General features: G+C 73.2%; 23 protein-coding genes, 1 pseudogene and 2 riboswitches. Of the genes and pseudogenes, 11 read left to right on the forward strand and 13 right to left on the reverse strand.

Annotation, left to right across the window (positions count from 1 at the left end; all coding sequences use genetic code 11):
- Positions 1 to 225: 225 nt before the first annotated feature.
- On the reverse strand, positions 226 to 615 hold the full coding sequence (locus C569_RS0113865) for a nuclear transport factor 2 family protein (protein WP_026268125.1): 390 nt from the start codon (positions 613 to 615) through the stop codon (positions 226 to 228).
- A gap of 86 nt (positions 616 to 701) precedes the next feature.
- Between C569_RS0113865 and C569_RS0113870 the strand changes: the two genes are divergently transcribed.
- The gene (locus tag C569_RS0113870) at positions 702 to 1,463 is read left to right on the forward strand and encodes a helix-turn-helix transcriptional regulator (RefSeq protein WP_018786379.1); all 762 of its coding nucleotides are present in this window, start codon (positions 702 to 704) and stop codon (positions 1,461 to 1,463) included.
- 45 nt (positions 1,464 to 1,508) lie between these two features.
- Here the strand turns inward: C569_RS0113870 and C569_RS0113875 are convergent, their stop codons facing one another.
- Positions 1,509 to 2,612 carry an FUSC family protein gene (locus C569_RS0113875; RefSeq protein WP_018786380.1) on the reverse strand — a complete coding sequence of 368 codons (1,104 nt, stop codon included), beginning with the start codon at positions 2,610 to 2,612 and terminating at the stop codon, positions 1,509 to 1,511.
- A 248-nt stretch (positions 2,613 to 2,860) separates the two neighbouring features.
- A riboswitch (cobalamin riboswitch) is annotated at positions 2,861 to 3,007 on the forward strand.
- A 97-nt stretch (positions 3,008 to 3,104) separates the two neighbouring features.
- On the opposite strand from C569_RS0113875, the gene C569_RS0113880 reads away from it, so the two are divergent.
- From C569_RS0113880 to C569_RS30265, 7 genes are all read left to right on the forward strand, one after another.
- A complete protein-coding gene (locus tag C569_RS0113880; protein WP_018786381.1) occupies positions 3,105 to 4,148 on the forward strand; it encodes a prenyltransferase/squalene oxidase repeat-containing protein in 1,044 nt (347 codons plus the stop codon).
- Positions 4,149 to 4,183: 35 nt separating this feature from the next.
- Positions 4,184 to 4,669, forward strand: coding sequence for a hypothetical protein (locus C569_RS0113885; RefSeq protein ID WP_018786382.1), 486 nt, complete (start codon positions 4,184 to 4,186; stop codon positions 4,667 to 4,669).
- A gap of 82 nt (positions 4,670 to 4,751) precedes the next feature.
- A riboswitch (cobalamin riboswitch) is annotated at positions 4,752 to 4,893 on the forward strand.
- A gap of 137 nt (positions 4,894 to 5,030) precedes the next feature.
- On the forward strand, positions 5,031 to 6,512 hold the full coding sequence (locus C569_RS0113890) for a terpene cyclase/mutase family protein (RefSeq protein ID WP_018786383.1): 1,482 nt from the start codon (positions 5,031 to 5,033) through the stop codon (positions 6,510 to 6,512).
- On the forward strand, positions 6,509 to 7,471 hold the full coding sequence (locus tag C569_RS0113895; RefSeq protein WP_018786384.1) for a hypothetical protein: 963 nt from the start codon (positions 6,509 to 6,511) through the stop codon (positions 7,469 to 7,471). Before C569_RS0113890 ends, C569_RS0113895 begins: the two co-directional genes overlap by 4 nt.
- A complete protein-coding gene (locus C569_RS0113900; RefSeq protein ID WP_026268126.1) occupies positions 7,464 to 8,663 on the forward strand; it encodes a CbiQ family ECF transporter T component in 1,200 nt (399 codons plus the stop codon). The genes C569_RS0113895 and C569_RS0113900 overlap by 8 nt, the downstream gene beginning before the upstream one ends.
- Positions 8,660 to 10,291: an ABC transporter ATP-binding protein gene (locus tag C569_RS0113905; protein WP_018786386.1), complete on the forward strand. Its 1,632-nt coding sequence runs from the start codon at positions 8,660 to 8,662 to the stop codon at positions 10,289 to 10,291. Before C569_RS0113900 ends, C569_RS0113905 begins: the two co-directional genes overlap by 4 nt.
- Positions 10,288 to 11,160: an ECF transporter S component gene (locus C569_RS30265; RefSeq protein WP_018786387.1), complete on the forward strand. Its 873-nt coding sequence runs from the start codon at positions 10,288 to 10,290 to the stop codon at positions 11,158 to 11,160. The genes C569_RS0113905 and C569_RS30265 overlap by 4 nt, the downstream gene beginning before the upstream one ends.
- 206 nt (positions 11,161 to 11,366) lie before the next feature.
- Here C569_RS30265 and C569_RS0113920 read toward each other — a convergent pair whose 3' ends face one another.
- Positions 11,367 to 11,576: a hypothetical protein gene (locus C569_RS0113920; protein ID WP_036345821.1), complete on the reverse strand. Its 210-nt coding sequence runs from the start codon at positions 11,574 to 11,576 to the stop codon at positions 11,367 to 11,369.
- Positions 11,577 to 11,703: 127 nt separating this feature from the next.
- On the opposite strand from C569_RS0113920, the gene mraY reads away from it, so the two are divergent.
- Positions 11,704 to 12,807: a phospho-N-acetylmuramoyl-pentapeptide-transferase gene (mraY, locus tag C569_RS0113925; RefSeq protein WP_018786390.1), complete on the forward strand. Its 1,104-nt coding sequence runs from the start codon at positions 11,704 to 11,706 to the stop codon at positions 12,805 to 12,807.
- A 31-nt stretch (positions 12,808 to 12,838) separates the two neighbouring features.
- On the opposite strand, the gene fmdA is transcribed toward mraY, so the two are convergent.
- Both fmdA and C569_RS0113935 read right to left on the reverse strand, forming a co-directional pair.
- Positions 12,839 to 14,092 (reverse strand): formamidase, encoded by a 1,254-nt coding sequence (fmdA, locus tag C569_RS0113930; protein ID WP_018786391.1) that lies wholly within the window; start codon positions 14,090 to 14,092, stop codon positions 12,839 to 12,841.
- A gap of 21 nt (positions 14,093 to 14,113) precedes the next feature.
- Positions 14,114 to 14,392 carry a zinc ribbon domain-containing protein gene (locus C569_RS0113935; protein WP_018786392.1) on the reverse strand — a complete coding sequence of 93 codons (279 nt, stop codon included), beginning with the start codon at positions 14,390 to 14,392 and terminating at the stop codon, positions 14,114 to 14,116.
- Positions 14,393 to 14,506: 114 nt separating this feature from the next.
- Between C569_RS0113935 and C569_RS34740 the strand changes: the two genes are divergently transcribed.
- Together C569_RS34740 and C569_RS35050 are read left to right on the forward strand one after the other, a co-directional pair.
- Positions 14,507 to 14,635: a hypothetical protein gene (locus C569_RS34740; protein ID WP_255327270.1), complete on the forward strand. Its 129-nt coding sequence runs from the start codon at positions 14,507 to 14,509 to the stop codon at positions 14,633 to 14,635.
- A 5-nt stretch (positions 14,636 to 14,640) separates the two neighbouring features.
- Positions 14,641 to 14,859: pseudogene (locus C569_RS35050) on the forward strand (cellulose-binding protein); the annotation flags it as partial.
- A gap of 16 nt (positions 14,860 to 14,875) precedes the next feature.
- On the opposite strand, the gene C569_RS0113945 reads toward C569_RS35050, so the two are convergent.
- The 8 genes from C569_RS0113945 to C569_RS0113985 form a co-directional block, all read right to left on the reverse strand.
- The gene (locus C569_RS0113945) at positions 14,876 to 15,910 is read right to left on the reverse strand and encodes a glycosyltransferase family 2 protein (protein WP_026268127.1); all 1,035 of its coding nucleotides are present in this window, start codon (positions 15,908 to 15,910) and stop codon (positions 14,876 to 14,878) included.
- A 33-nt stretch (positions 15,911 to 15,943) separates the two neighbouring features.
- Positions 15,944 to 17,755 (reverse strand): hypothetical protein, encoded by a 1,812-nt coding sequence (locus tag C569_RS0113950; protein WP_018786395.1) that lies wholly within the window; start codon positions 17,753 to 17,755, stop codon positions 15,944 to 15,946.
- An 89-nt stretch (positions 17,756 to 17,844) separates the two neighbouring features.
- Positions 17,845 to 18,435, reverse strand: coding sequence for a DinB family protein (locus tag C569_RS0113955; protein ID WP_026268128.1), 591 nt, complete (start codon positions 18,433 to 18,435; stop codon positions 17,845 to 17,847).
- A 181-nt stretch (positions 18,436 to 18,616) separates the two neighbouring features.
- Complete coding sequence (locus C569_RS0113965) at positions 18,617 to 19,468, reverse strand: CoA ester lyase (protein WP_018786398.1); 852 nt, start codon at positions 19,466 to 19,468, stop codon at positions 18,617 to 18,619.
- On the reverse strand, positions 19,465 to 20,922 hold the full coding sequence (locus C569_RS0113970; protein WP_026268129.1) for a dihydroorotase family protein: 1,458 nt from the start codon (positions 20,920 to 20,922) through the stop codon (positions 19,465 to 19,467). Before C569_RS0113970 ends, C569_RS0113965 begins: the two co-directional genes overlap by 4 nt.
- Positions 20,919 to 22,361, reverse strand: coding sequence for an MmgE/PrpD family protein (locus C569_RS0113975; protein WP_018786400.1), 1,443 nt, complete (start codon positions 22,359 to 22,361; stop codon positions 20,919 to 20,921). The genes C569_RS0113970 and C569_RS0113975 overlap by 4 nt, the downstream gene beginning before the upstream one ends.
- The gene (locus C569_RS0113980) at positions 22,354 to 23,202 is read right to left on the reverse strand and encodes a cyclase family protein (RefSeq protein ID WP_018786401.1); all 849 of its coding nucleotides are present in this window, start codon (positions 23,200 to 23,202) and stop codon (positions 22,354 to 22,356) included. The genes C569_RS0113975 and C569_RS0113980 overlap by 8 nt, the downstream gene beginning before the upstream one ends.
- Before the next feature lie 47 nt (positions 23,203 to 23,249).
- Positions 23,250 to 24,473, reverse strand: coding sequence for a CaiB/BaiF CoA-transferase family protein (locus C569_RS0113985; protein WP_018786402.1), 1,224 nt, complete (start codon positions 24,471 to 24,473; stop codon positions 23,250 to 23,252).
- Between the last annotated feature and the right edge of the window lie 3 nt (positions 24,474 to 24,476).

Here is a 24,476-nt window from a genome sequence, read left to right on the forward strand (position 1 = left end):
GCGGGTCAGGCCGGCGGATCGTCCCGGAAGAGAGCGTCCCGCACGCCTCGGCCGCCCCAGCGGGTGGCGACGGGGTTCGGGACGAGGGCGGGTCGGCTCGGGCACCCGGCGGTGTCGTCTGGTGTCCGGTGCGGGGCGGTCCCAGTCGGCGATCAGCGCGAAAGGATCGGCGGCCCATCGTCACACCGCTGCCCCGATCCGGCATCGCAGGTGGCTTACGCGTGGTCAGCGCTGAGCAGGTTCCCACCACGTGCGGTTGGCGGCCACCTGGGCCACCGGCTCGATGACCTCCCACGCCTCGGCGATCAGCCCGTCGTCGATCCGCCAGATGTCGACGACCGCGATCTCCGGCCCTGCGCCGGGAAGCCGGCGCCGCGAGTACATCACGACGTGATCGCCGTCGGCCAGCACCTGATGGATCTCGACCTGCACACCGGCGAGCGGTACCAGCGCGTCGCGGACGGCGGCGAGCCACTCCACCTTCGTCGACGTGGTGGAACCCGGCCTGTGGTGGACGAAGTCGTCACTCAGGAACCGGGCGAGCGCATCGACGTCGCCCGTCTCGATCAGTCCCGCCAGCGCCCGTTGGACGATGCTCTTGTTCGCCGTGGTCATGGATGCAGTGTTCGCGTGGCCGCCCCGGCTGTCGATGAACTCGGATTTCATGGCGTCCGGCGCAACGATGAGTACGCTCCATCAGCGTGCACACGGTCGGGGAACTCCTGCGGCAGTGGCGGCAGCACCGGGGACTCAGCCAACCGGACCTCGCGATAGCTGCGGACGTCTCGGCTCGTCACGTCAGCCTGGTCGAGACCGGCAGGTCCAAGCCGAGCCCCGACATGATCCTTCGACTCGCGGATCAGCTCCAGGTGCCGCTGCGTGATCGCAACCGGCTGCTGCTCGCCGGGGGCTTCGCACCCCGGTACGCCGAGCGGTCGCTCGACCACAACGCGCTGTCAGCCGTCCACGACGCCGTCCGGAGGGTCCTCCGCGCCCACGAGCCCTACCCGGCGGTGGTCTTCGATCGCCGGTGGAACATCGTGATGACCAACCGCGCCGTCGACCCGTTCTTCGCACAGGTGGCTCCGGACCTGCTGCGGCCGCCGGTCAACCTGGTGCGGCTGGGACTGGACCCGCGCGGTCTCGCGCGCATGGTCGTCAATCTGGCCGACGTGCGCGCGGTGTTCCGCGCCCGGATCTCCCGCCAGCTCGCCACTGCTCCCGACCCTGAACTCACCGCGCTCTACGAAGAGCTGCTGGCGCCCGAGCCGGACGATACGCCGGGTCACCGGATCGAGACGGACGTCGTGCTACCGATGATCCTTCGCGTCGGCGGACGGGAGCTGCGGCTGTTCTCGACCATCACCACGTTCGGCACCCCGATGGACATCACGGTCGACGAGATCGCGATCGAGTCCTACTACCCGGCCGACGCGGAGAGCGCCGCCTACTTCACGACGTAGCGTCCTGTCAGCCGCTGGCGAGTCGGCTCCGGCGGCCGACGGGTGTCACGCCCGGCTCAGGCCGAGCGCCTCGTCCACCCGGTCCAGCACCGTCACGTCGTCGTGGCCGACGCCGCGCAGCAGGTCGATCGCGGTCGCCCGGATCTGCCCGACGATCATGGTGACCGGCAGCGGCGAGTCGGTCCGCAGCAGGCCCGCGGCGAGCCGCACCGCCTCCAGGGCCGCGGCGTCGGCCCGCTGCGCGTGCCGGTCGGCGTCGGCGCCGGTGAGGTCGCGGGCCATGGCCTCACCAGCCGACCGTACGGCGGAGGTCAGCGCGCCGATCGCGGCGGCCAGCTCCGGCGGTGTGGCGGTGTGCCGGCGGGTCAGGGTAACGCCGGCCCGGGCCAGCACCCGGATGTTGCGGGCGGCGTAGTCGAGCTGCCGCAACGTGGCCTCCACCTCGGCGAGCTTGCCCAGGTGCCGGCGGCGCAGTCCGAGCCGCAGCGTCTCGCCGGTGGCGAGCACCGCGGCCTGCATCTCGGCGACACAGTCGTCCACCTGCCGCGCCCGGTCCAGCGCGGCGCGGGCGGCGTCCTCGTCGCAGCCCCGCAGTGCCGCGTTGACCCGGTCGAGCAGGTCGGCCAGGTCGGTGTAGCTGCGCCGGGCCTGCGCCACCAGTGGCGCCAGCGGGTCGCGGGCGGCCATCAGCTGACTGGCGGCGAGCGCCACCACGCCGCCGATGAGCGCGTCGACGAAGCGGAACGGCATCAGCGTCCCGTTCGGCGCGGAGACCACCACCAGGTACATCGCCGAGACGGTGGCCTGCACGACCAGCGCACGACGGGCCCCGATCGCCACGAGCGTGGTGGTGGTCAGCAGCAGCACCAGCAGGACCGTCCCGGTGCCCGGGCCCAGCGCGTACACCAGCAGCTCCGCGACGAGCACCGCGGCTGCCACGGCGAGCAGGATCTCGACGGTCTGCCGCAGCCGCCGGCCGCGGGACTCGCCGAGCACCACGAGCGCGGCGGTCGGTGCGAAGAACGGGTCCGGATGACGGATCACCACCGCCGCCACGATCCACGCGACCACAGCGGCGGCGGTCAGCTCGACCACCGTCATCGCCTCGCCGCGCAACCGCGCGGCGGCGTCGCGTACCCAGGTCCGCACCGGTGGTACCCCTCTCGCCGGGCGGACCGGGACGGGCCGCCGATTGATCTTCCGCGAGGAGGGCCACTACCCCGGCCGTGACCTGCTCAATCGCCCGGGTGACGGACGCCGGCCGGGGCGACGATTCCGCCAGTTCGATCGGAAGGGCTGCCACGACCCTCTCCGACGGCGGCGGACGTGAGAACGCCGACTCCGACCACCCGTCACGGCGCGTGTCCGGCTCCTGGCGCATTGACATCGGAGCAGCGGCCACATAAGACTGTCGCGACAACTGAACCAACGCGCGTACGTGCGGGGGAAGACCGGTCGAAATCCGGCGCTGGCCCGCAACGGTAGGCCGTCCAGTGGACTCTGGGCGGCGAGCCCGAATACCCGTCGTACGCGTGCATCCGCTCCCCACCCGTCGTGGCCCACGGGTCGGAGTCCCTACCGACCCGGCGTTGCCGCGTCGGTAGGGCTTTCGACGACCGCCGGGCCGGAAAGGCGCTTCCGATGGTCGTCCGCCGAAGCCGGCACCGCCTGCTCGCGCTCCTCTGCGGCGTGCTCGCCGCCCTCACCCTCACCACACCAGCCGTCGCCGCACCCGAGCGCGCCGGAGTCACCCGCCCGGAGGCCGCCGCCGGCTGGCTCGCCCGGCAACTCGTCGACGGCGAACGCTTCGAGGTGGTCTTCGACGGTGTCGCCTACCCCGACCAGGGGCTGACCCTCGACGCCGTGTTCGCCTTCGCCGCGGCGGGCGCCGCCGACGACTACGGCGCCGACGCGCTGGCCTGGGTCACCCGGCCGGACGTCCGCGACGGCTACCTCGGCGACGGTGTCTCCGAGGCGTACGCGGGTGCGACAGCCAAGCTCGCGCTCGCCGTGCAGGTGCGCGGCGGCGACCCGGCCGACGTCGGCGGGGTGGACCTGATCGCCCGGCTGCGTTCGCTCCAGACGCCGGACGGCCGGTTCAGCGACCGCTCCGCGTACGGCGACTACAGCAACGCGTTCAGCCAGTCCTTCGCGATCCTCGCCTTGGACCGCACCGCGCTGGGTGCGCCTCCTGCGGCGGCTGCCTGGCTGGCCGGCACCCGGTGCCCGGACGGCGGCTACCCGCTGCTGCCCGCGCAGCCGGTCTGCTCGTCCGACGTGGACGCCACGGCGCTCGCGACGCAGGCGCTGCGCGCCGCGGGGCGTCCGGCCGACGCCGCCGCAGGGGTGCGCTGGCTGGTGTCCGTCCAGGGCGCCGACGGCGGCTTCACCAACGTCGCCGGCACGCCCAACGCCAACAGCACCGGCCTCGCCGCGCAGGCCCTGCGCGACGGCCACCGGCCGCTGGCCTGGGCGCGCGCCCGGGGTTTCCTCGCCGGTCTCCAGCTCGGCTGCGCCGCCGCACCGGCGGACCGGGGCGCGGTCGACTTCGACGGCGGCGGCTTCGACCCGGCCACCGCACCCCGGGCCACCGCGCAGGCCGTCCTCGGCCTCACCGGGACCGGGTACGCCCGCTTGTCGGCCACCGGCGCCGATTCCGGCGCACCGGCGCCTACCTGCCCGTGAACCCTCTCGCCGCTCACCCGATCACAGGAGGATCCGTGTTCCGTCCCCGTTCCACAGTCCGCAACTGGCTGGCCGGTCTGCTGGCCGCCGTCGTGGCGGGCGTCGCGCTGACCGCCGTCGAACCCACGCCCCGGGCGGCGCACGCCGCCGCCTGCGTCGGCACCTCGGGAGTCACAGTGGTCGTCGACTTCGCCGCGCTCGGCGGCGGTGTCCAGGTCGGCTGTGCCCCCGGTGACCCGGCCACGGGCCTGGCCGCGCTGCAGGCCGCCGGCTTCACCGTCACCGGTACCGCCCGCTGGGGTCTGGCCTTCGTCTGCCGGATCAACGGCAAGCCCACCGCCGCGACCGAGCCGTGCGTCAACACCCCGCCGGTCACCGCGTACTGGTCGTACTGGCACGCACCCAGCGGCGGCTCCTGGTCCTACAGCACCTCGGGAGCGACCAGCTACAACCCCGCGCCGGGCAGTGTCGAGGGCTGGTCCTTCGGGGCGGGCGCCCCGCCGGGTATCGCCGCACCCTGAGCCGCGGCAGCGGTGTGACAAGCGGCGCACCGGGTGCCGGTCTGCGCTCTGGCGTCGTCGCGCGCCCGAGCGGTACGGTGTCGGCACCCGGTGCACGCCGGGCACACAACTGCATACGTCCCGTGCGGGGGGAAGCCGGTGCGAAGCCGGCGCTGACCCGCAACCGTGAGCGAGAGTCCCCTTTTCGCGAGCCGGAATGCCCCGCCCGGGACGAGCGGCTTCCACTGTCGAGGTCTACACGGTGAAGTCCGGGCCACCGAGGTCCGGCCCACCCCGCCCACCGCAGCACGCGGAGCGGGGTGTCCGTTTCTCGGGGTGCTTTCCGGAGCTTTCACCGACCGCTCTGCGAAAGGCACCCCTGATGCCCCTGTCCCGGCGTCTCACCACCGGTCTCGGTACAGCCACGGTGGCGACCCTTGCCATGATCACCGGCGCTCCGCTGACAGTGGTCGCGGCACCCACCCCGGCCCACGTCACGGCCGCCCGCGACGCCGCGTCCTGGCTGGCCGGCGAGTTCACCGACGGCTCGCTGCCCGGCCCGTTCACCCCCGAGGACTGGGGGCTGACCGTCGACGGCCTGGTCGCACTGTCCGCCACCGGCGTCGACGCGCCCACCCGGACGGCGGCGACCGCGCAGGTCGCCAAGCACGTGCGCTCCTACAACAGCTACGACGACTGGGGATTCGAGGGCTTCACCGACGGCGGTGCCACCGCCAAGCTGCTCTACGCCGCCTCCGCCGCCGGCGCCGACCCCACCGACTTCGGCGGCTACGACCTGCGGAAGGAGACGCTGTCGCTGATCGCCGGAGCGGACGCCGGTCACCAGCGGGGACGGATCACCAGCCGTACCACCGCCGACAGCGGCCCGGACGCCAGTAACACCTTCGACCAGTCGTTCGCCGTGCTGGGCCTGGCCCGCAGCGGTGACCTGCCGCAGGACACGGTGGACTTCCTCGTCCGGCAGCAGTGCGCGGCCGGTGGCTTCCGGCTCTACCCGGACACCGCCGACGGGCCGTCTCCCTCCTGTGACGAGCAGCCCGGCGCCACCCTCGACGTCGACTCGACCGCGATGGCCGTGCAGGCGCTGCTGGCCGCCGCCGAGGACGGCGCCATCGGCGCCGGTGACGCCGCGCGCAAGGGCGCCGGCTGGCTGGTGACCCAGCAGCATGCCGACGGCTCCTTCGGCGGCTCGGGACCGACCACCGGCGCGAACTCCAACAGCACCGGCCTGGCCGGGCAGGCCCTCGCCGCCGCCGGGCGCGACGACGACGCCGCCCGCGCCGCGAAGGCCCTCGCCGCGCTGCAGCTCACCGCGGACAACGGCGGGACAGCCTCCGCCGACGCCGGTGCGATCGCCTACAACACCGACGGACTCACGGCGGCGAAGGCGAAGGGGATCACCGAAACCGACCGGGACCAGTGGCGCCGGGCCACCGCGCAGGCCCTGCTCGGGCTGGCCCAGGTCCCGCTGGGCCGGATCGGCCTCGACCCACCGCCCACGTCCCCGGAGCCCACCCCCACCCCCTCCGGCACGGCCTCACCCACCGCATCCCCCACCGCCACCGGATCGCCGACGCCGAGCGCCACCGTGACAAGCCCGTCGCAGCCGCCCTCGCCCCCCACCGCGGCACCGACCACCACCGCGGCACCGACCACCACTGCAGTGCCGACCACCGCCGCGGTGCCGACCGCCGCCGCTCCGCCGAGCACGACGCCGGCCGCGCCAGGACTGGGTGGGCTGCCGACCACCGGCGCGGCGATCACCAGCTACCTGCTGGTCGCCCTACTGCTGGTCGGTGGCGGAGTGACGCTGCTCGTGCTCGGCCGGCGGCGGGCGGGATGAGCCTCCGGGTCGCCCGGAGCGGGCTGGTCGCCGCCCTGGTCACCGCCGCCACGGTGATCGGGCCGGGTAGCCCGGCGGTGGCCGCCGGGTCGGCCGGCTACTGCCCGGACTCCTCCGGGGTCACCGTCGTGGTGGACTTCAACGAACTCGGCGGCGGGACTGTCGTGCGCTGCGCTCGGGGCACCCAGGCCACCGGCCTGGCGGCGCTGAAGAACGCGGGCTTCCAGATCACCGGCACCCTGCGCTGGGGCGAGGGGTTCATCTGCCGGATCGAGGGCAAGCCGTCGGCTGCGGCGGAGAAGTGCGTCGACACGCCGCCGGCCAGCGCCTACTGGTCGTACTGGTACGCCCCGAACGGCGGCAGCTGGACGTACAGCGACAAGGGCGTGCTCAACCGCAAGCCACCGGCCGGCAGCTTCGAGGGCTGGTCGTTCTCCCTCAACCGTGACGCCAACGACGCGCCGCGCCCGGGGGTGGCGCCGAAACGACCCGCCCCACCACCACCGCCCCCTCCGCCCCCGCCACCGCCACCGCCTCCACCGCCACCGGCAGGCGGCGGACCGGCGGTGCCACCACCGGCGGGAGGACCCGTCGTACCGCCGCCGGCCGGCGGCGGCCGACCTGGTGAACCCGGCCGGCCGGCCGGCACGTCCGGCCCGTCGACTCCCGCCGGCACGTCACCGTCGGCCGGCACGCCGGGCGGCCCGGCCTCGGCTGCGACACCGGGCGCTGCCACCAGCGCGACACCGGGCGCCGGCCCCAGCGCGACACCGGGCGCTGCCACCACCGGGGCACCGGAGGGCTCCTCCGACGAGCCCGTGGTGACCGACGTCGCCGCGTCCCGCGCGGACGACAATCTGCCGCTGGGCACGATCGCCGGGGTGCTGCTGCTGGTCGTGCTCGCCGCCGGCGCGCTGGTCGCCGCGCGACGGCGCCGTGCCGCCGACCCGGATGACTGACGCGGGCACGACCGCTGACGCCGGTCGCCGGCCGGCTCGCTGGTCCGCATGGTGGCTGCCCCGGGGGCTGCACCCGGGCGCGTGGTGGCTGTGGGCGCTCGGCCTGGCCACCGCGGCCAGCCACACCACGAACCCGCTGCCGCTCGCACTGCTCGTCGCCGTCGCCGCGCTGGTGGTGGTACGCCGGCGCGGCGACGCGCCGTGGGCGCTGGCGTTCCGCATGTACGTCTGGCTCGGCGTGGTGATCGTCGCGATGCGGGTGGTGTTCCGGATCGTGTTCGGCGGCGGTCAGGGCGAGCACGTGCTGGTCCGGTTGCCGGAGATCCCGCTGCCGGAGTGGGCGGCGGGTATCCGCCTGTTCGGGCCGGTCGCCGTCGAGCAGATCCTCGGCGGCTTCTACGACGGGCTGCGGCTGGCGACGATGCTGATCTGCCTCGGCGCGGCGAACGCCCTGGCGAATCCGAAGCGGCTGCTCAAGGCCGTACCCGGTGCCCTGTACGCGGTCGGCACCGCCGTCGTGGTCGCGCTGTCGGTCGCCCCGCAGCTGGTGGAGAGCGTGCTCCGGGTCCGCCGGGCCCGGCGGCTGCGGGGCGCGACCGGGCGGGGGGTACGGGCGTTGCGCGGGATCGCACTGCCGGTGCTGGCTGACGCGCTGGACCGGTCCCTGGCGCTCGCGGCGGCGATGGACTCCCGCGGTTACGGCCGCACCGGCGCGGTGCCCGCCGGGCAGCGGACCATCACCGGAGGGCTCGTCCTCGGCGGGCTGGTCGGCGTGTGCGCCGGCACCTACGGGCTGCTCGACAGCGCCGCACCCGGCTATCTGGGGCTGCCGATGCTTCTGGCTGGACTGACAGCCGCCGTGACCGGCATGCTGCTGGCCGGGCGCCGGGTCCGCCGCAGCCGTTACCGACCGGACCGCTGGCTCCCGGCCGAACTGCTCGTGGCGGGCTGCGGGGTGGCCGCCGCGGCACTGACCATGCTCGCCGGGACGGTGGACCCGCAGCTGCTCTACCCTCCGGTCAGCCCGCTCACCTGGCCCCAGCTGACCCCGCTGATGCTTCTCGCCGTCGGCGTCGCCGCGGCGCCGGCCTGGCTGGCACCACCACCGCCCGTGGTGCGGGTCCACCGCCCGCCGGTGGCGGACCCGCCCGTCCCCGTGCCGACGACAACCTCACCGGGGGACCGCCCATGATCACTTTCGACCGGGTCACGGTCCAGTACGCCGAGGGCGGCCCGCCGCCGCTGCGGGACGTGACGCTGCACATCGACGAGGGTGAACTCTGCCTGGTCGCGGGCCGTACCGGCGCCGGAAAGTCGACGCTGCTGCGGGCGATCAACGGCCTCGTCCCGCACTTCACCGGCGGCACCCTGCACGGTGCCGTCACCGTCGACGGCAGGGACACCCGAACGCACCCGCCGCGCGACCTCGCCGACGTCGTCGGCGTCGTCGGCCAGGACCCGCTGGCCGGCTTCGTCACCGACACCGTCGAGGAGGAACTGGCGTACGGGATGGAACAGCTCGCCCTGCCGCCGGCCGTGATGCGCAAGCGGGTGGAGGAGACCCTGGACCTGCTCGGCATCGCCGACCTGCGGGACCGGCCTCTGCGGACGCTGTCCGGCGGACAGCAGCAGCGCGTCGCCATCGGCGCGGTGCTCACCGCGCACCCCCGGGTGCTGGTGCTCGACGAACCCACCTCCGCGCTGGACCCCACCGCAGCGGAGGACGTGCTCGCCACAGTCACCCGGCTGGTGCACGACCTCGGCGTGACAGTGGTTCTGGCCGAGCACCGGCTGGAGCGCGTGCTCCAGTACGCCGACCGGCTGCTGTACCTGCCCGGCGACGGCCACGTGCACGACGGCACGCCCGCGACGGCGCTGACCCACATCGACATCGCACCGCCCCTGATCGAGCTGGGTCGCCTCGCCGGCTGGACACCGCTGCCGTTGTCGGTCCGCGACGCCCGCCGGCGGGCCTCCGACCTGCGGCACCGGCTCGCCGGCGCGGAGCCGCCACCGGCTCCGGTGGCCGCGGACACCTGCCCCACGCTGACCGCCCGGAAGATCGTCGTACGGTACCCGGGAACCGTCGCGGTGGCCGGCGTCGACCTCGATCTGCGACCGGGCGAGATCGTCGCGTTGATGGGCCGCAACGGATCCGGCAAGTCCAGCCTGCTGTGGGCGGTACAGGGCAGCGGCCCCCGCCACGGCGGCACCGTCGCCGTGACCGGGCCCCGGGGCACCGCCGACCCCGAGGCCCTGCGGGCCGGGCAGGCCCGCCGGTACGTCGGCCTCGTCCCGCAGAACTCCGGCGACCTGCTCTACCTGGAAACCGTCGACGCGGAGTGCGCCCAGGCCGACCGGGAGACCGGCGCGGCGGACGGCGCCTGCCGGGCCCTGCTGGACCGGATCACCCCCGGCCTGCCCGGCGACCGGCACCCCCGGGACCTGTCCGAGGGACAGCGGCTCGCCCTCGCGCTTGCCGTACAGCTCACGGCCGCGCCGCCGGTGGTCCTGCTCGACGAGCCGACCCGCGGACTGGACTACCACGCGAAGCGGCAGTTCAGCGCCATCGTCCGGATGCTGGCCGGCGACGGCCGCGCCGTGGTGGTCGCCACCCACGACGTCGAACTCGTCGCGACCCTCGCCGACCGGGTGATCGTGATGGCCGAGGGGGAGACGGTCGCCGACGGCACCACCGCGGAGGTCATGCTCGCCTCCCCGGCGTTCGCGCCGCAGGTGGCCAAGGTCCTCGCCCCCGCACCGTGGTTGACAGTGGAACAGGTCGCCGCCGCGATCAGCGCGACCAGGGCGCCGGCGTGAGCGTGCTGCGGGTAGCCCCGCGCACCGCAGTGGTGCTGACCCTCGCCTCGGCCGCCGCGCTGGCCACCTTCACCTGGCCCTTCTTCGTCCCGGCGCACCCGGAGAGCACCGCCCGAACCGCCGAGGCGCCGCTGGTCTTCCTCGTCATGCTGCCGGTACTCGTGGCGCTCACCCTCGCCGAACTCACCTCCGGCGGTATCGACAGCAAAGCCCTCGCGATGCTCGGCGTGCTCGCTGCCGTCAACGCCGCCCTGCGCCCTTTGGGCGCGGGAACCGCGGGCATCGAAACGGTGTTCTTCCTGCTCGTCCTCGCCGGCCGGGTCTTCGGACCCGGCTTCGGGTTCCTGCTCGGCTCCACGTCGCTGTTCGCGTCCGCCCTGCTCACCGCGGGCGTCGGACCGTGGCTGCCGTTCCAGATGCTCTGCGCCTCCTGGATCGGCCTCGGCGCCGGCCTGCTCCCGGCCCGGCTGCGCGGCCGGGCCGAGACCGCCGTCCTGGCCGGCTACGGCGCGCTCGCCGCCTACGGCTACGGCCTGCTGATGAACCTGTGGTTCTGGCCGTTCAGCGTCGGCGCGGACACCCAGTTGTCGTACGTCGCCGGTGCGCCCGTACTGGAGAACCTGCACCGCCTCGCCCTGTTCACCGCCGTCACCTCCACCTTCGGCTGGGACACCGGCCGGGCGATCACCACCGCCGTGGCGATCGTCCTCGCCGGTCCGGCCGTCCTCGCCGCGTTGCGCCGCGCCGCCCGGCGGGCCGCGTTCGGTGCGCCGGTCACCTTCGCGGCGGCGCCCGACCGGCCGACAGAGCTGACGGCCGGCGTACGACGAGATGGTGCCGCCGGCGCCGGAGCGCACCGCGTGCAGTGACACGCATTCCACCTCGACCCGGCCGGCCCACCGCGGGTGCCGCCGGTCGAGGTCCGCGTGCAGTTCGGCGAGTACGTCGAGGAGCTTCTCGTCCGGCTCGTCGGTGAGCACCGCGAGCAGGTCGAGGTCACAGCGGGCCGGACCGCCACCGAGTAAGCCGACTGGCTGCACGCGTACGGGAAGTTCGGCGGGCCTCCCGGTCGTGCCTACGTGCTCGGCGGGTTGCGGTGCCGCTCCGCGATCCCCGACGCGGCCTGCCGCTGCGCGTCGTGCCGGTGCTGGTCGGCGGCGGCCCGGCGGACGACAGCCGAGTCCTCGTCCGGCGGGCGTCTCGTCCGGTCCCGCCGGGCGACGAAGGCGACGAGCGCGACAAACAGCACCGCGGCCACCGCGAGCGACACCACAATCGTCCTCATGCCGTCGATGCTACGGCGTACGCGCCAGCTTCGGCGTGGTGAGGCTCAGGGGCTGCTCCGTCCGCCGCCGGATGGCAAGCTCACGTGTCGTGATCGATGAGATTCCGGGTCTCGTGGAGGCCGGCCGATGAGGGCGGTCATCGTCGCGGCCGCTGTCGCGTTCGTCGTCTCCCTGTTCGGCACGCCGGTGGCGGTCCGCGTCTTCAGCGCGCTGAAGGCCGGTCAGCCGATCCGGTCCATCGGGCTGGCCAGCAACGAGCACAAGGTGGGCACGCCCACGATGGGCGGCGTCGTCTTCATCGTGGCGACGGTCCTGGCGTACGTCGCCGGGCACCTCGCCCTGACCACCCTGCCGGAGCGGCAGATCGCGCAGGAGGGGCCCACGATGACGGCCCTGGTGCTGCTCGGGCTGTTCGTCTTCTGCGGCGCGGTCGGCTTCTTCGACGACTTCCTCAAGGTGCGCAAGCGCAACTCCGACGGGCTGTCCGCCAAGGGCAAGCTGCTCGGCCAGGCCCTCGTCGGCGGCGGGTTCGGCGTGGCCGCGCTGTATGTGCCCAGCACCAACGGTCAGACCGTGGCCAGCGAGCACATCTCGCTCATCCGCGACATCAGCTGGCTGGACGTCGGCAAGGTCGGCGCGGTCCTGGTCTTCATCTTCGTGATCACGGCGATGTCGAACGGGGTGAACCTCACCGACGGCCTCGACGGCCTGGCCACCGGCGCGTCGATCCTGGTGCTCGGCGCGTACTCGCTGATCGGCTTCTGGCAGTACCGGCACTGGTGCGCCGACGACGGGTACGCCCGCGTGGACGAGTACTGCTACCAGGTCCGCGATCCGCTGGAGATCGCGATGATCGCGGCAGCGGCGGCCGGCGCCTGCGTGGGCTTCCTGTGGTGGAACACCTCACCGGCGCGGATCTTCATGGGTGACGTGGGCGCGCTCGGGCTGGGCGGCCTGATCGGCGGGCTCGCGGTGGTGACCCGTACGACGCTGCTCTCGATCCTGATCGGCGGGCTGTTCGTCATCATCACCACCACCTGGGTGATCCAGATCGTCTCGTACCGGACCACCGGGCGACGCGTCTTCCGGATGGTGCCGTTGCACCACCACTTCGAACTGGCCGGCTGGAGCGAGTCGACAATCGTGGTCCGGTTCTGGATCGTGGCCGGCGTCTGCGTCGCGGCCGGTCTGGGCCTGTTCTACTCGGATTTCCTCGCGGCCGTCGGATGACGGCCATGTCAAAGGTGGTGCGGTCAGGCGCTCAGCTCATTGTGGCCTTCGGGGCGCCCCGGCCCGGGTCGATCCGGGTCGGACCGGACGCCGAGGGGCGGATGTCGAAGTCGAAGATCTCGGTGGGCAGGTAGACGGTCGCGCAGGAGTTGGGGATGTCCACCACGCCGGAGAGCCGGCCCTCGATCGGTGCGGCACCGAGCAGCAGGTACGCCTGTTCCGGCTGGTAGCCGAAGCGGGTCAGGTAGTCGATGGCGTGCAGGCAGGCGCGCTGGTAGGCCAGCTGCGAGTCGAGGTACCGCTGTTCGCCGTCGAGGGTGACGGAGAGCCCGGAGAAGGCCAGCCACCGGGAGTACTGCGGCGGGGTGTCGCCCGGGACGAAGATGGTGTTCTCGGTGATGCCGTACGTCTGCATGCCGTTCTTGATCAGGTCCACGTGCAGGTCGACGAAGCCGCCCATCTCGATGGCGCCGCAGAAGGTGATCTCCCCGTCGCCCTGGGAGAAGTGCAGGTCGCCGAGGGACAGGTTGGCTCCCGGCACGTACACCGGGTAGAAGACCCGGCTGCCGACTGTGAAGTTCTTGATGTCCTGGTTCCCGCCGTTCTCCCGGGGCGGAGCGGTCCGCGCCGCCTCCGCGGCCACCCGGTCGAAGTCGGGGCCGGTGAGGCCGCCGAGGATCGCGTCCTGCGGCTCCGGCGGCAGGGCCAGGGGCGGCACCCGGTCGGGCGCGGTGGCGATCAGCGCGCCCTCCCGCTGGTTCCAGGTGGCCAGCAGCGACGCGGACGGGGCGGTGCCCATCAGCCCCGGGTGGGCGATCCCGGTGAACGAGACCCCGGGGATGTGCCGGGAGGTGGCCTTGCGGCCGGTGAAGTCCCAGACCGCCTTGTACGCGTCGGGGAACTGCTCGGTGAGGAAACCGCCGCCGTTGCCGGTGGGGAAGATGCCCGTGTAACCCCAGCCCTGGCCGGCCAGCGGACCGGACTCCTGCGGGATGGGGCCCAGGTCGAGGATGTCGACCATGAGCAGGTCGCCCGGCTCGGCGCCCTCGATCGCGAACGGCCCGCTGAGGGCGTGGACCCGGGTCAGCGGGGCGTCCCGGATGTCCTCGGCGGAGTCGTCGTTGTGGATCGCGCCGTCGAACCACTCGCGGCAGTGGACGCGGAACGACTGTCCGGGCCGGACCGTCGCCACGGGCGGGATGTCGGGGTGCCAGCGGTTGTGCCCGACCTTCTCCTGGTCGGTGAACCTCTTGGCGGAGTCGAGGGAGAACAGCAGTTCAGGCACGGCGTGGAGCCCTTCTCGTGGTCACCATCGGGGCAGGCGGGCGTGGGCCGGGTTCGTCGAGCGGCGTACCGGGCGACGGCCGGGCACCCGCCCGACCACCTCCGGCTGTTCCGCGCTGCGTTCGGTCCGGTCCATGGCCTCGCGCAGCGCCGCCGGCATGCGGCCCAGCCGGGGCGCGGAGTACACCCGAGTCGCCGGGCCCTCGCATCGGGGGCAGGCCGTCGACGGGCCGGCGGCGCCGACCGGCAGCGTGACGTCGAAGCTGCCGTCCTGCCGGCAGCGGTACTCGAAAGTGGCCATCGCCGTTTCCCGTCCCGGCCTCTCGTGCGTGCTCACGCGCGTCCTCTCGATTGTGCGTGATAAGCGGCAAGAGCGGCACGAAACGGCGAATAAGACGAAGCTCGCATCTTCGTGGTGACCGCGGCCATCGGGCAGGCCCTGAGCGTCCGGTTCGGGTTGTGGTACCTGTACGCCGCGGTGGTGCACGGATCACCCGTGGCGCGTCGTTCCATGCTCTCCTACCGGAAGGGCGGCGAACGATGATCACCATGTCCGACACCGCGATGCTGCCCGAGCAGAGCCCCGCGGGGGTGGAGCAGAGCGTGCCGCTGCCCACCAACCGCTGGGCGTGCCTGGAGTTCATGGTGGACGGCTCCGCCGGTCAGCTACGTACCTGGCTGGACGACGTCGCCGTGACCGGGCTGACCGCCGACGGCGTACCGACGCACGACGTCGACGGCCAGTGGCACAACCGCGCCTGGCAACCGCAGCTCACCGAGCCGCTCAGCCGGTATCGCCGGCCATCGACTCACCGGTGGCCGTACGCTGCTCCGGAATCCGGGACACCCGGCCGGGGGTGTCGACGATGTGCTCGGTCTCCTGCACCAGATAGTGCGGACGGCGCTTGGTCTCGTAGTAGATCCGGCCGATGTACTCACCGATCACCCCGAGGATCATCATCTGGATGCCGCCGAGTCCGATCACGCTGACGATGATGGTGGTGTAGCCGGGCACGTCGATGCCCTTCTCCACGGCGTCCGCGACCACCCAGGCCATGTAGCCCACCGCGATGAGCGTCAGGAACAGGCCGCCGTAGATGGCCAGGCGCAGCGGCCGGTTGTTGAACGACAGCAGGCCGTCGAACGCGTAGTTGAACAGCTTGCCGAACGTCCAGCGGCTCCGCCCGGCCTGCCGGGTCTCGTTGCGGTGCGCCACCACCGCGGTGCGGAAACCGATCCACGAGAACAGGCCCTTGGAGAAGCGGTTGTATTCCGGCATCGCCAGGATCGCGTTCACCGCGAGCCGGGACAGCAGCCGGAAGTCACCGGCGCCGTCGAGCAGGCGTACGTCTATCCACCAGTTGACCAGGCGGTAGAAGGAGCGCGAGGCGACCATCCGGATGAACCGGTCGCCACGGCGGTCCCGGCGGGCGATCACCTGGTCGAACCCCTGGCGATAGAGCATCACCATCTCGGGCAGCAGGCGCGGCGGGTGCTGCAGGTCGGCGTCCATGAGGACGACCGCGTCGCCGGTGGCCCGGCGCAGGCCGGCGAGCATGGCCGCCTCCTTGCCGAAGTTGCGGCTCAGCGACGTGTAACAGACGGCCGGATCGGCAGCGGCGAGCCGGCGCAGGGCCGCCAGCGTGCCGTCCTCGCTGCCGTCGTCGACGTACACCACCTCGACGTCCACGTCGGACAGCTCGGCGAGCGCGGTGCTGAGCATCTCGTGCAGCCGCTCCACCGAGGCTTCCTCGTTGAAGCAGGGCACCACCACCGACAACCGCACGGCGCTCACCCCGCCCGGCCCGGGCCCACGCATCGTGCGCCCGCGCTGTCAGAGGCGGTAGAGCTGTCAGAGGCGGTAGACAAGCGTGCCATCGACATCCTCCCGGGTGATGCCCAGCCCGTCGACCGGCCGGGTCTCGATGCCCTCCCACGGCATGCCCGCCGCGCGGCTCGGCACCGCGACGACCGACCGCACGCCGATCCCGCGGAGGTAGGCCACGCTGCCCGCGTCGGGGAACGTCGCCACGGCGACCCGCGTCTGGGCCTGGGTGACCGGCTCGAAACCGCCGAGCCCGTTGGTGATCCGGGGGAATCCGTCGGTCGACCACAGCATGTAGTTCAGGTCGCCCACCCCACCGGCGGGCAGCACCAGCATCGGCTCCGGCGCGGTCCGCATCGCGGCCGGTGGCGTCGGCACTGCCGGATGCGGCGTGCGGTTGACGCCCTCCAGCGTGACCAGGGCGAGCGGCACCAGCAAGACCAGCGTCGCCACGGCCCGGGACGCGCGCGCGGCCGTGGGCCGGCGCCACGACTCCGCCAGCGCGGTCACCAGCCCGGCCGCCAGCACCGCCAGCAGCAGGCTGGTCCAGTGCATCATCCGGCCCGGGGTGCGCAACGCGTCCCAGCCGGGCAGCAGCGTGGACAACGTCAGGTAGCCCGGGTCGCCGTCCCCGCCGAGCGTGGCGCCCAGGCCCAGCAGCACGGTCCCGGCCACGCCGAGGCCCAGCGCCACGCGGTGCCGCACCGGGTACGCCGAGACGAACAACCCCGCCGCGGCCAGCCCGATCAGCGTCATGCCGGGTAACAACGCCATCTCCGGCGGCCAGGTCAGCTGCTCGCGGGCGGCGGCGTGCCGTTCCCCCCACAACCACGAGTCGCCCGGCGCGGCGACGAACCCGATCAGCGGCGGGGAGAACATCTTGGTCCAGTCCAGCGACCGGACCGCCTGCGGGTTGAGGTCGACCACGCGCAGGTAGACCAGCCCGAGCAGCAGCGTCACGGTGCCGAACACGGCGCCGCCGGCCAGGTCGGCGACGAGCAGCCGCCGGCCGAACGGGGGCCGCTCCCGTCTGCGCCACCAGGACCAGCCGTAGCAGCCGGCTGCCACCAGCACGGCGGCCAGCAGGAAGTAGACGAGCGGCAGCCCGATGCCGAAGCCGAGCGTGACCTGCCAGGCCGCGACGAGCCATCCGGCCACCGCCCAGCCGGGCTTGCGGCGCTCCGGCCGGTAGCCGTGGCGCAGCGACCAGCCGTGGCCGCGCGCCAGCATCGCCAGCGCCAGCGCGATCCCACCGCTGGACAGGATGTTCAGGTGGCCGGAGTGCGCCAGCCGCCAGGGCGCGTACGCCCACGCCACCCCGGCGACCGCCCCGCCCCAGCGGTTCGCGCCGAGCTGCCGGGCCAGCGCGTACGCCCCGAGGAACGCCAGCGCGTGCAGCAGCACGTAGAGCACGTTGTAGCGGATCACCGCGGCCTCGAAGCCGGAGCCGATCATCCCGAACGGCGCGTACCCGAGCAGCGTGTCGCTGTAGGCGTAGGTGTAGCGCTCCGGATAGAACGTGTTCGAGTTCCAGAGGTTGGCCGGATCGTTGAGCAGGGCGTGCCCCGACCAGGCGACCTGCCACGCCTGCAACGTCGGGTCGCCGAGGTCGCCGGGGATCGTGGTCGCCGGGTGCCGCATCGTCGGCCAGGTCAGCACCACCGCCAGCAGCAGGCTGCCCAGGATCGCCAGCGTCCACTCCGGGTTCGGCCGCCGCCGGGGCCCGCCGTCCGAGGGACGCTCGTCGGAGGGGCGGTCGTCCGAGGGCCGGTCGGCGAGGGCCTGTGCGGGACCGGTGTCCTCAGCGGTCGGCGGGGCGACGGCGGGCCGGATCTTCATGGGATAGATGCTTCACGATGCTGCTGGTCCTGTCGATTCGCTGTCCGAAATGTGGTTGGAACTTTCCGGCCGGAGTACCGGAAAGCCGGCTACGCGAACCGGTCCGCGAGCGCCGACAGCTTACTGACGTACGCCGGCCAGTCGTAGCCGCCGGGGATGTTCGTGTTGTCCCGGCGCAGCCCGATCGCCGCGTCGTGCTGCTCGCGCATGATGTCCGCGTGCCCGGCGTGCCGGGCCAGGTCGACGCAGACGTGCACGATGACCTGGTGCAGCGTCACGTCCTGCCGGCCGGGCTGCCACCACGGCACCCGCCCCGGCGCGTCCAGCGGCAGCGCCTCGATCGTCTGGTCCGCGAACGCCCCCACCCGGCGGTACAGGTCGATCAGACCGTCCTTGCTCTCGTCCTCCCGGGCGTACCAGTCCGACTGCGGGTCCGCGTCGACCGCCTCGGACGGGACCAGTTCCTCCGGAGTGGGGAACTCGCGGCCGAACGTGGACCCGAAGTAGCCGGCCTCGGCGTTCAGGCAGTGCTTGAGCAGGCCCAGGAAGTTGTTGCCGCTCGCGGTGCGCGGAAGCCGGGCGTCGCGTTCGCTCAGCCCGTCGAGCTTCCAGATCAGGTCCTCCCGTAGCCCGCGCAGGTAGCGGTGCAGTGCGGCCTTCGGGTCCTCCGGTTCGGTCATGCCCGACACTCTGCCGTACGGGTCGGACATCGTGGGGGCGGTGGTCAGCCGGTCAGGGAGACCCGGGGATCGCTGCGCAGGTGCGCCGGCCGGCGGCGGCCCTCGACCATGTTCACCGGGCCGCGGTCGTCCTCCCGGCGGTACCAGGTGGCGGCAGACACCGGCTGGCCGTAGCCCGTCCTCATACCGTCCGGGCGAGGACGTCGTGGGCCGCTCGGGCCACCGCGGCGTCGATCATCCGGCCGTCCGCCGTGACGGCGACACCGTGCCCGTGCTCGGTGACCGCGGCGAGACGTGCCACCACGTCCCGCGCGTCGGCCACCTCCTCGGCCGACGGGGTGAACACGTCGTTGATCACCGGTCCCTGTGCGGGATGGATCGCGGTGCGGGCCCGGAACCCCTGCCGCAGCAGAATCCGGGTGCTCCGGTCGAGGCGCTCGATGTCGCGCACCGCCGTCTCGACCGGACCCACCGGCGGCACCAGACCGGCCGCCGCCGAGTGGAGCACCACGGCCGTGCGCAGCGGCCACAGCTCCTCCTTGTCGGGTCCCGGCCGCAGGCCCAGCTCGGCGGCGAGGTCCGCCTCGCCGAGACCCAGCCGCAGGACCCGCGGCGCGGCGGCCACCCGGTCCAGGGTGAGCACGCCGCGCGGGGTCTCCAGCAGCGGCAACACCAGCAGCGTGCCGGGCGGCAGTCCGCACGCCGACTCGGCCCGGGCCAGCGCCTCGGCTACCTCGTCGAGTAACTCCGGCTCGGCCTTGGGCACCACGACGCCGCGCAGCGCCGGGCACGCCACCGCCGCCACGTCGTCCGTGGCCGAGCCGGCGTTGATCCGCACCCACCACTCACCACCCGGCTTCGGCGGGTCGGCCAGGAAAGCGGCGACGTTGCGCCTGGCCTCGGACTTGGCCGCCGGTGGGACCGCGTCCTCCAGGTCGCAGATCACGGCGTCGGCGTCGGCCGAGGCGGCCCGGGCCAGCTTTCGCGGCTCGTTGCCCGGCGCGTACAGGTAGCTGCGCGGTGTACTGGTCACGCCGGCCGGGCCAGGTAGCGCCCGCGGGGGGTGCCGACCACGGCACCCGCCTCCAGGATCCGCTCGCCGCGCAGGAACGTGTCGGTGACCCGGGCGCTCAGCTCGAAGCCCTCGAACGGGGTGTACTCCTGCACCGATTCCGAGTCGGCAGCCCGCACAGTCCAGGTGTGGTCGTCGTCGACCAGGCAGAAGTCGGCGTCGAAGCCCTCGGCGATGTCGCCCTTGGTGCGCAGCCCGAAGCGCCGGGCCGGGTTCCACGCGGTCATCTCGGCGATCCGGTGGTACGGCAGGCCCCGGCGGTTGCCCTCGGAGATCAGGCCGGGCAGCAGGTACTCGGCGCCGCCGAAGCCCGACTTCGCCACGAACACGTCGTCCCGGGGCGCACCGAACTTGACCTCGTCGCGGCAGCAGGCGTGGTCGCTCACCACCCAGTCGATCTTGCCGGCCAGGACGTACTCCCACAGTGCCTCGACGTCCTCGCGCGGCCGGATCGGCGGGTTCACCTTGGCGCCCAGGTTCGCGGTGTCGATGTCGGCGAGCAGGTGCCCGACCGTGACCTCGCGGCGGAAGTCGATGTGCGGGAACGCCTGCGACATCCGCAGGGCGGCGTCGACCGCCTTGCGGGACGTCAGGTGCAGCAGGTTGATCGTCGGCAGGCCGGTCTCGTGGGCCAGGTACGAGGCGATACTGACGGCCAGGCCCTCGGAGTGCGGCGGCCGGGAGGCGTGGTACGCGGCCAGCCCGGACAGCGTCCCCTCCTCCTCCACCATCCGGGTGTACGCGTTCATGATCTCGGCGGTCTCGCAGTGCAGCGACAGCGAGATCTCGTCGGCCAGCTCGGGGAACCGCTCCCGGGCCGCCTGGACGCCGCGCATGACGAACTCGAAGTGCGCGTAGTCGTACCGCTCGTCCTTCGGGATCATCAGGAAGCTGCTCTGGTCGGTCGACCGGCCGTGCAGGCCGTGGCTTCCGTAGAACATGAACACCTTGAACGAGGTCACCCCGTGCCGCTCGACCAGGTCGGGGATCTCACCGATGTGCTGCTTCGACATCGGCGCGAGGTGGAACGCGTAGTCCACGTGCGACCGGTCGGCGGTGGTGGCGAGCACCTCGGGGAAGAAGTCGGCGTACGCGCCACCCCGGTTCAGGTAGTACTGCCCGGTGCGCATGTAGGTGATGGCGGAGGTCACCCCGCCCTGGGCACAGGCCCGGCTCTCCGAGGCGGCGTCCTGGTCCAGCGGGTTGTAGATCCCCCAGTGCTGGTGCGCGTCGACCACGCCGGGGAAGGCGAGCTTGCCGCCACCGTCGACCACGGTCCGGGCCGACGCCGGGTCGATGCCGGCGGCGACCTGCACGACGCGGCCGTCGCGGACGGCGATGTCCACCTGCTGCGGCTTCGTCCACTCGTGCCGTACGACGCGGACGTTCGTCACAAGTGTGTCAAAGGACGTCATGGGTTCCTCCTTGAGGTGGGTGAGCCGGCCTCCAGGCGAGCCAGGGTCCGGGGGATCTCGTCGATGGCGTCGAGGTCGTCGAGGCGCAGTACCAGGTCCTCGACCCGGCGCGCGGCCTCGTCGGTGAGCCGGCCGGCGACGTTCTCCCGAAACTTCACCGCGAGTTCCTCGTCGCTGAGCGGACGCTGCGGGCCGCCGCGGTTGGCCAGCACCTCCTCGGTGCACTCCCGGCCGTCGTCGGTGTGGACCGTCACGATCGCCGGGAACTGGTTGGGGAAGATCGAGTCGCAGCGGCCGTCGGGGAGCACGTCCACGGTGGCCATCAGCGCGCGGCGGCGGGGATCGCGGGCCAGTTCGTCGGTGTAGTCGGTCAGCCCGACGCCGAGCCCGGATCCGCCGAGCAGGCCCGCGACGACCGCGTACGGGCCGGAGAACTGCGCCTGGTAGCCGGTCTCCGGAGCCCGCTTGACCTCGATCGGCTGGCCGATCGTGCGGATCACCGCGGCCGGCACCCGCAGCTCGATTCGGGTGATCCGGTCCAGCGGCACGCCGCGCTCGCGCAGCCGCAGCCCGGCGTCGATCGCGGCGTGGGTGAAGTGGTTGGCCGGGTACGGCTTGAAGAAGATCCCCGGCACCGACCAGTCCTCGCCCAGCCCGCCGGTGACCTGGTCCAGGTCGACCTCGTCCCGCAGAAAGGCGCGGAAGAAGCCGAACCTGCCCTCCAGGACGGTCGGCGGGCCGGTGAAACCGCGCTTGACGAGCTGTGCGGCGGTGACCGCCGAGTGCGCCGCCCACCCGCAGTGCAGTCGCTTCACGGTGCCGCCGGTGCGATTGGCCTCGATGATGCCGGCGGAGAAGGAGGCGGTGACGCCGAGGGCGTTGGCGACCCCTTCGGCGCCGAGGCCGAACAGCAGCGCCGCCGAGGCGGCACCGCCCATCGCCCCGCAGATCGACGTGGCGTGCTGTCCGTGCTCGAAGAAGACCGAGTTGCCCAGCTTGCGGTCGTACCCGGCCATGCCGAGACGGACGGCGACCTCCAGGCCGACCGCGACGGCCGCCGTCAACTGCCCGCCGCCGGCCCCCGCAGCCTGGGCGGCGGCCAGTGCGGCCGGCACGACGCCGGCGCTGGGGTGCAGCACCGAGGGCAGGTGTGTGTCGTCGTAGTCGAGGGAGTGGGCGAGCACCCCGTTGGCGAAGGCGGCCTGCGCGGCCGGCACCGCCTCGGGCAGGCCGACGGCGTGCGCCTCGGGCCGGCCGCCCTGGTCGGCCACGAACCCGGCCGCCGCGGTGCTCGTCGGCAGCCGGTACGCGGCGACGCAGAGGCCCAGCACGTCGAGCACCCGCTGACGGACGCTGTGCCGTACGTCGTCGGGCAGGCCGGTGTGCGTGGTCGCCGCGGCGAACGCGGCGAGCCGCTCGGCCAGCGTGAGCTCAGCCATGCCCGACCACCGCCAGCGGGCGCACCGGCGATCCGGTCGCGCCGAACAGCGGCAGCGGTGCCAGGATCAGGGTGAACTCGTGCACTCCGACGGCGGCCAGTTCCTCCAGCGCCATCGCCTCGATGATGTAGATCCCGCGTTCCACCAGGAGCACCCGGTGCGCCGGCAGCACGCTGTGCGCCGCGCCCGGGCGCAGCCGCTCGAAGGCGATGGTGTCCGCCCCGACCGCGTGCACCGCGCGGTCGGCGAGCCACACCGCCCCGGCCTCGCCGACGCCCGGTACCCCGGACTCCAGGCCCATGTAGACGTTGCGGTCCTCGTGCTCGAAGAACCGGCCCCAGCCGCTGCGCACCAGGACCACGTCGTGCGCGCCGACGGGCGTGGCCTGTGCTGCCTCGGTGGCCGCGAGGTCGTCCGGCGTGATCTCGTAACCGGCCGGGCAGCCGTCCCCGGCGCCGATCGCGCGAGGTACGTCGAGCAGCACGCCACGGCGCACCATCGGGGCGATCGTGTGCGCACCCAGTTCCACGTACCGGCCGCCCCGGCCCGCCTCGACCGCGTCCGCGCCGCCGTGGAGCAGGCCCTGGTGCGAGACGTGCGCGAGCGCGTCGATGTGCGTGCCCACGTGCGTACCCATGGTGATCATGTCGTTCGCCGCGGAGCCGCCGTCGGAGCGGACCATGTCCCCGTGCCGGCGGGGCAGGGAGTGCCAGTAGGCGGGGTGGTTGGGGGACTGGGGCATGCCGACGGAGAGCCGGCGGCCGAGGTCGTAGACGGTCACTCCGCCACGGACGGCCGCGAGCAGCGGATCGGCGACGGTGGCTTGGCTTGGGGGTGTCACGGGTTGTTCCTCATCTTTCGGAATCGGTCGACCGACCGCGGGGGTGGTCAGGCGACGACCTTGCGCGCGCGCAGCTCGGCCAGGACCTCGGGCGTGCAGCCCAGCTCGTTGCCGAGCAGATCGTCGGTGTCGGCGCCCAGGGCGCGTCCGGTGAACCGGATCCGGCCCGGCGTGTCCGACATCCGCCACATCACGTTGTGCATGCGCATCGGGCCGAGGTCGTCGTCCTCCACCGTCGTGATCATCTCGGTGTCCCGGACGTGTTCGTCCTCCACCAGATCCCGCGCGTCGTAGACGGGGCCGACGGCCGCGCCGGCCGCGCTGAACTCGCGCAGCACCTCGTCACGGGTACGTTCGGCGATCCAGCCGCCCACGTACGCGTCGAGGAGGTCGGCGTGCGCGGCCCGCTCCCGGCCGGAGCGGAACCACGGCTCGTCGACGACCTCGGGGTGACCGACCAGGCGCAGGACCCGCTCGGCGATCGCCTGCGCGCTGGTGGACACGGCGACCCAGCGCCCGTCCCGGGTGCGGTAGGTGTTGCGCGGGGCGTTGTTGGTCGAGCGGTTGCCGTGCCGCTGCCCGACGACGCCGAGCTGGTCGTACGCGATCGGGCCGGGGCCGACGGCGGCCATGATGGGTTCCAGCAGACTCAGGTCGACGACCTGGCCCCGGCCGCCCCGGGCGTCGCGGGCGTAGAGGGCCATCACCGCGGCCGAGGACGCGGCGATGCCGCAGATGCTGTCGGCCAGGCCGAACGCGGGCAGCGTCGGCGGGCCGTCCGCCTCGCCGGTCAGGTGGGCGAACCCGCTCATCGCCTCGGCCAGCGTGCCGAAGCCGGGGCGGGCGGCGTAGGGGCCGGTCTGACCGAAGCCGGTGATCCGGACGATCACCAGCCCGGGGTTGACCTCGTGCAGGCGGTCCGGGCCGACGCCCCACCGCTCGAGCGTGCCGGGGCGGAAGTTCTCCACCACGACGTCGGCGGTGGCGGCGAGCCGGAGGAAGATGTCGGCGCCGTCGGGGTCGGAGAGGCTGAGCCCGACGGTCCGCTTGTTGCGCGAGATCTCCTTCCACCACAGCGGCACGCCGTCCTTGGCCTCGCCGTGGCCGCGCATGCTGTCCCCGGCGACGGGGTGCTCGATCTTGACGACGTCGGCGCCGTAGTCGCCGAGCAGTTGACAGCAGAGCGGCCCGGCCAGAATGGTCGAGACGTCCAGCACCCGGATGCCGCGCAGCGGGCCGTGCCCGTCCGTCCGGTTCTCCCGTTCGGTCACCGC

Origin of the sequence: Micromonospora sp. CNB394 (genome assembly GCF_000374985.1) — a bacterium.
GTDB lineage: Bacteria > Actinomycetota > Actinomycetes > Mycobacteriales > Micromonosporaceae > Micromonospora > Micromonospora marina.

Coding starts and splice junctions, on each gene's coding strand:
- C569_RS0113945 (WP_026268127.1), bottom strand. CDS start 15,910: ATGCGTGGGCCCGGGCCGGGCGGGGTGAGCGCCGTGCGGTTGTCGGTG.
- C569_RS0113975 (WP_018786400.1), bottom strand. CDS start 22,361: ATGGCTGAGCTCACGCTGGCCGAGCGGCTCGCCGCGTTCGCCGCGGCG.
- C569_RS0113955 (WP_026268128.1), bottom strand. CDS start 18,435: ATGACCGAACCGGAGGACCCGAAGGCCGCACTGCACCGCTACCTGCGC.
- C569_RS0113890 (WP_018786383.1), top strand. CDS start 5,031: ATGCCCCTGTCCCGGCGTCTCACCACCGGTCTCGGTACAGCCACGGTG.
- C569_RS0113950 (WP_018786395.1), bottom strand. CDS start 17,755: ATGAAGATCCGGCCCGCCGTCGCCCCGCCGACCGCTGAGGACACCGGT.
- C569_RS0113970 (WP_026268129.1), bottom strand. CDS start 20,922: ATGACGTCCTTTGACACACTTGTGACGAACGTCCGCGTCGTACGGCAC.
- C569_RS0113920 (WP_036345821.1), bottom strand. CDS start 11,576: ATGAGGACGATTGTGGTGTCGCTCGCGGTGGCCGCGGTGCTGTTTGTC.
- C569_RS0113895 (WP_018786384.1), top strand. CDS start 6,509: ATGAGCCTCCGGGTCGCCCGGAGCGGGCTGGTCGCCGCCCTGGTCACC.
- C569_RS0113905 (WP_018786386.1), top strand. CDS start 8,660: ATGATCACTTTCGACCGGGTCACGGTCCAGTACGCCGAGGGCGGCCCG.
- C569_RS0113900 (WP_026268126.1), top strand. CDS start 7,464: ATGACTGACGCGGGCACGACCGCTGACGCCGGTCGCCGGCCGGCTCGC.
- mraY (WP_018786390.1), top strand. CDS start 11,704: ATGAGGGCGGTCATCGTCGCGGCCGCTGTCGCGTTCGTCGTCTCCCTG.
- C569_RS0113865 (WP_026268125.1), bottom strand. CDS start 615: ATGACCACGGCGAACAAGAGCATCGTCCAACGGGCGCTGGCGGGACTG.
- C569_RS0113880 (WP_018786381.1), top strand. CDS start 3,105: ATGGTCGTCCGCCGAAGCCGGCACCGCCTGCTCGCGCTCCTCTGCGGC.
- C569_RS0113935 (WP_018786392.1), bottom strand. CDS start 14,392: ATGGCCACTTTCGAGTACCGCTGCCGGCAGGACGGCAGCTTCGACGTC.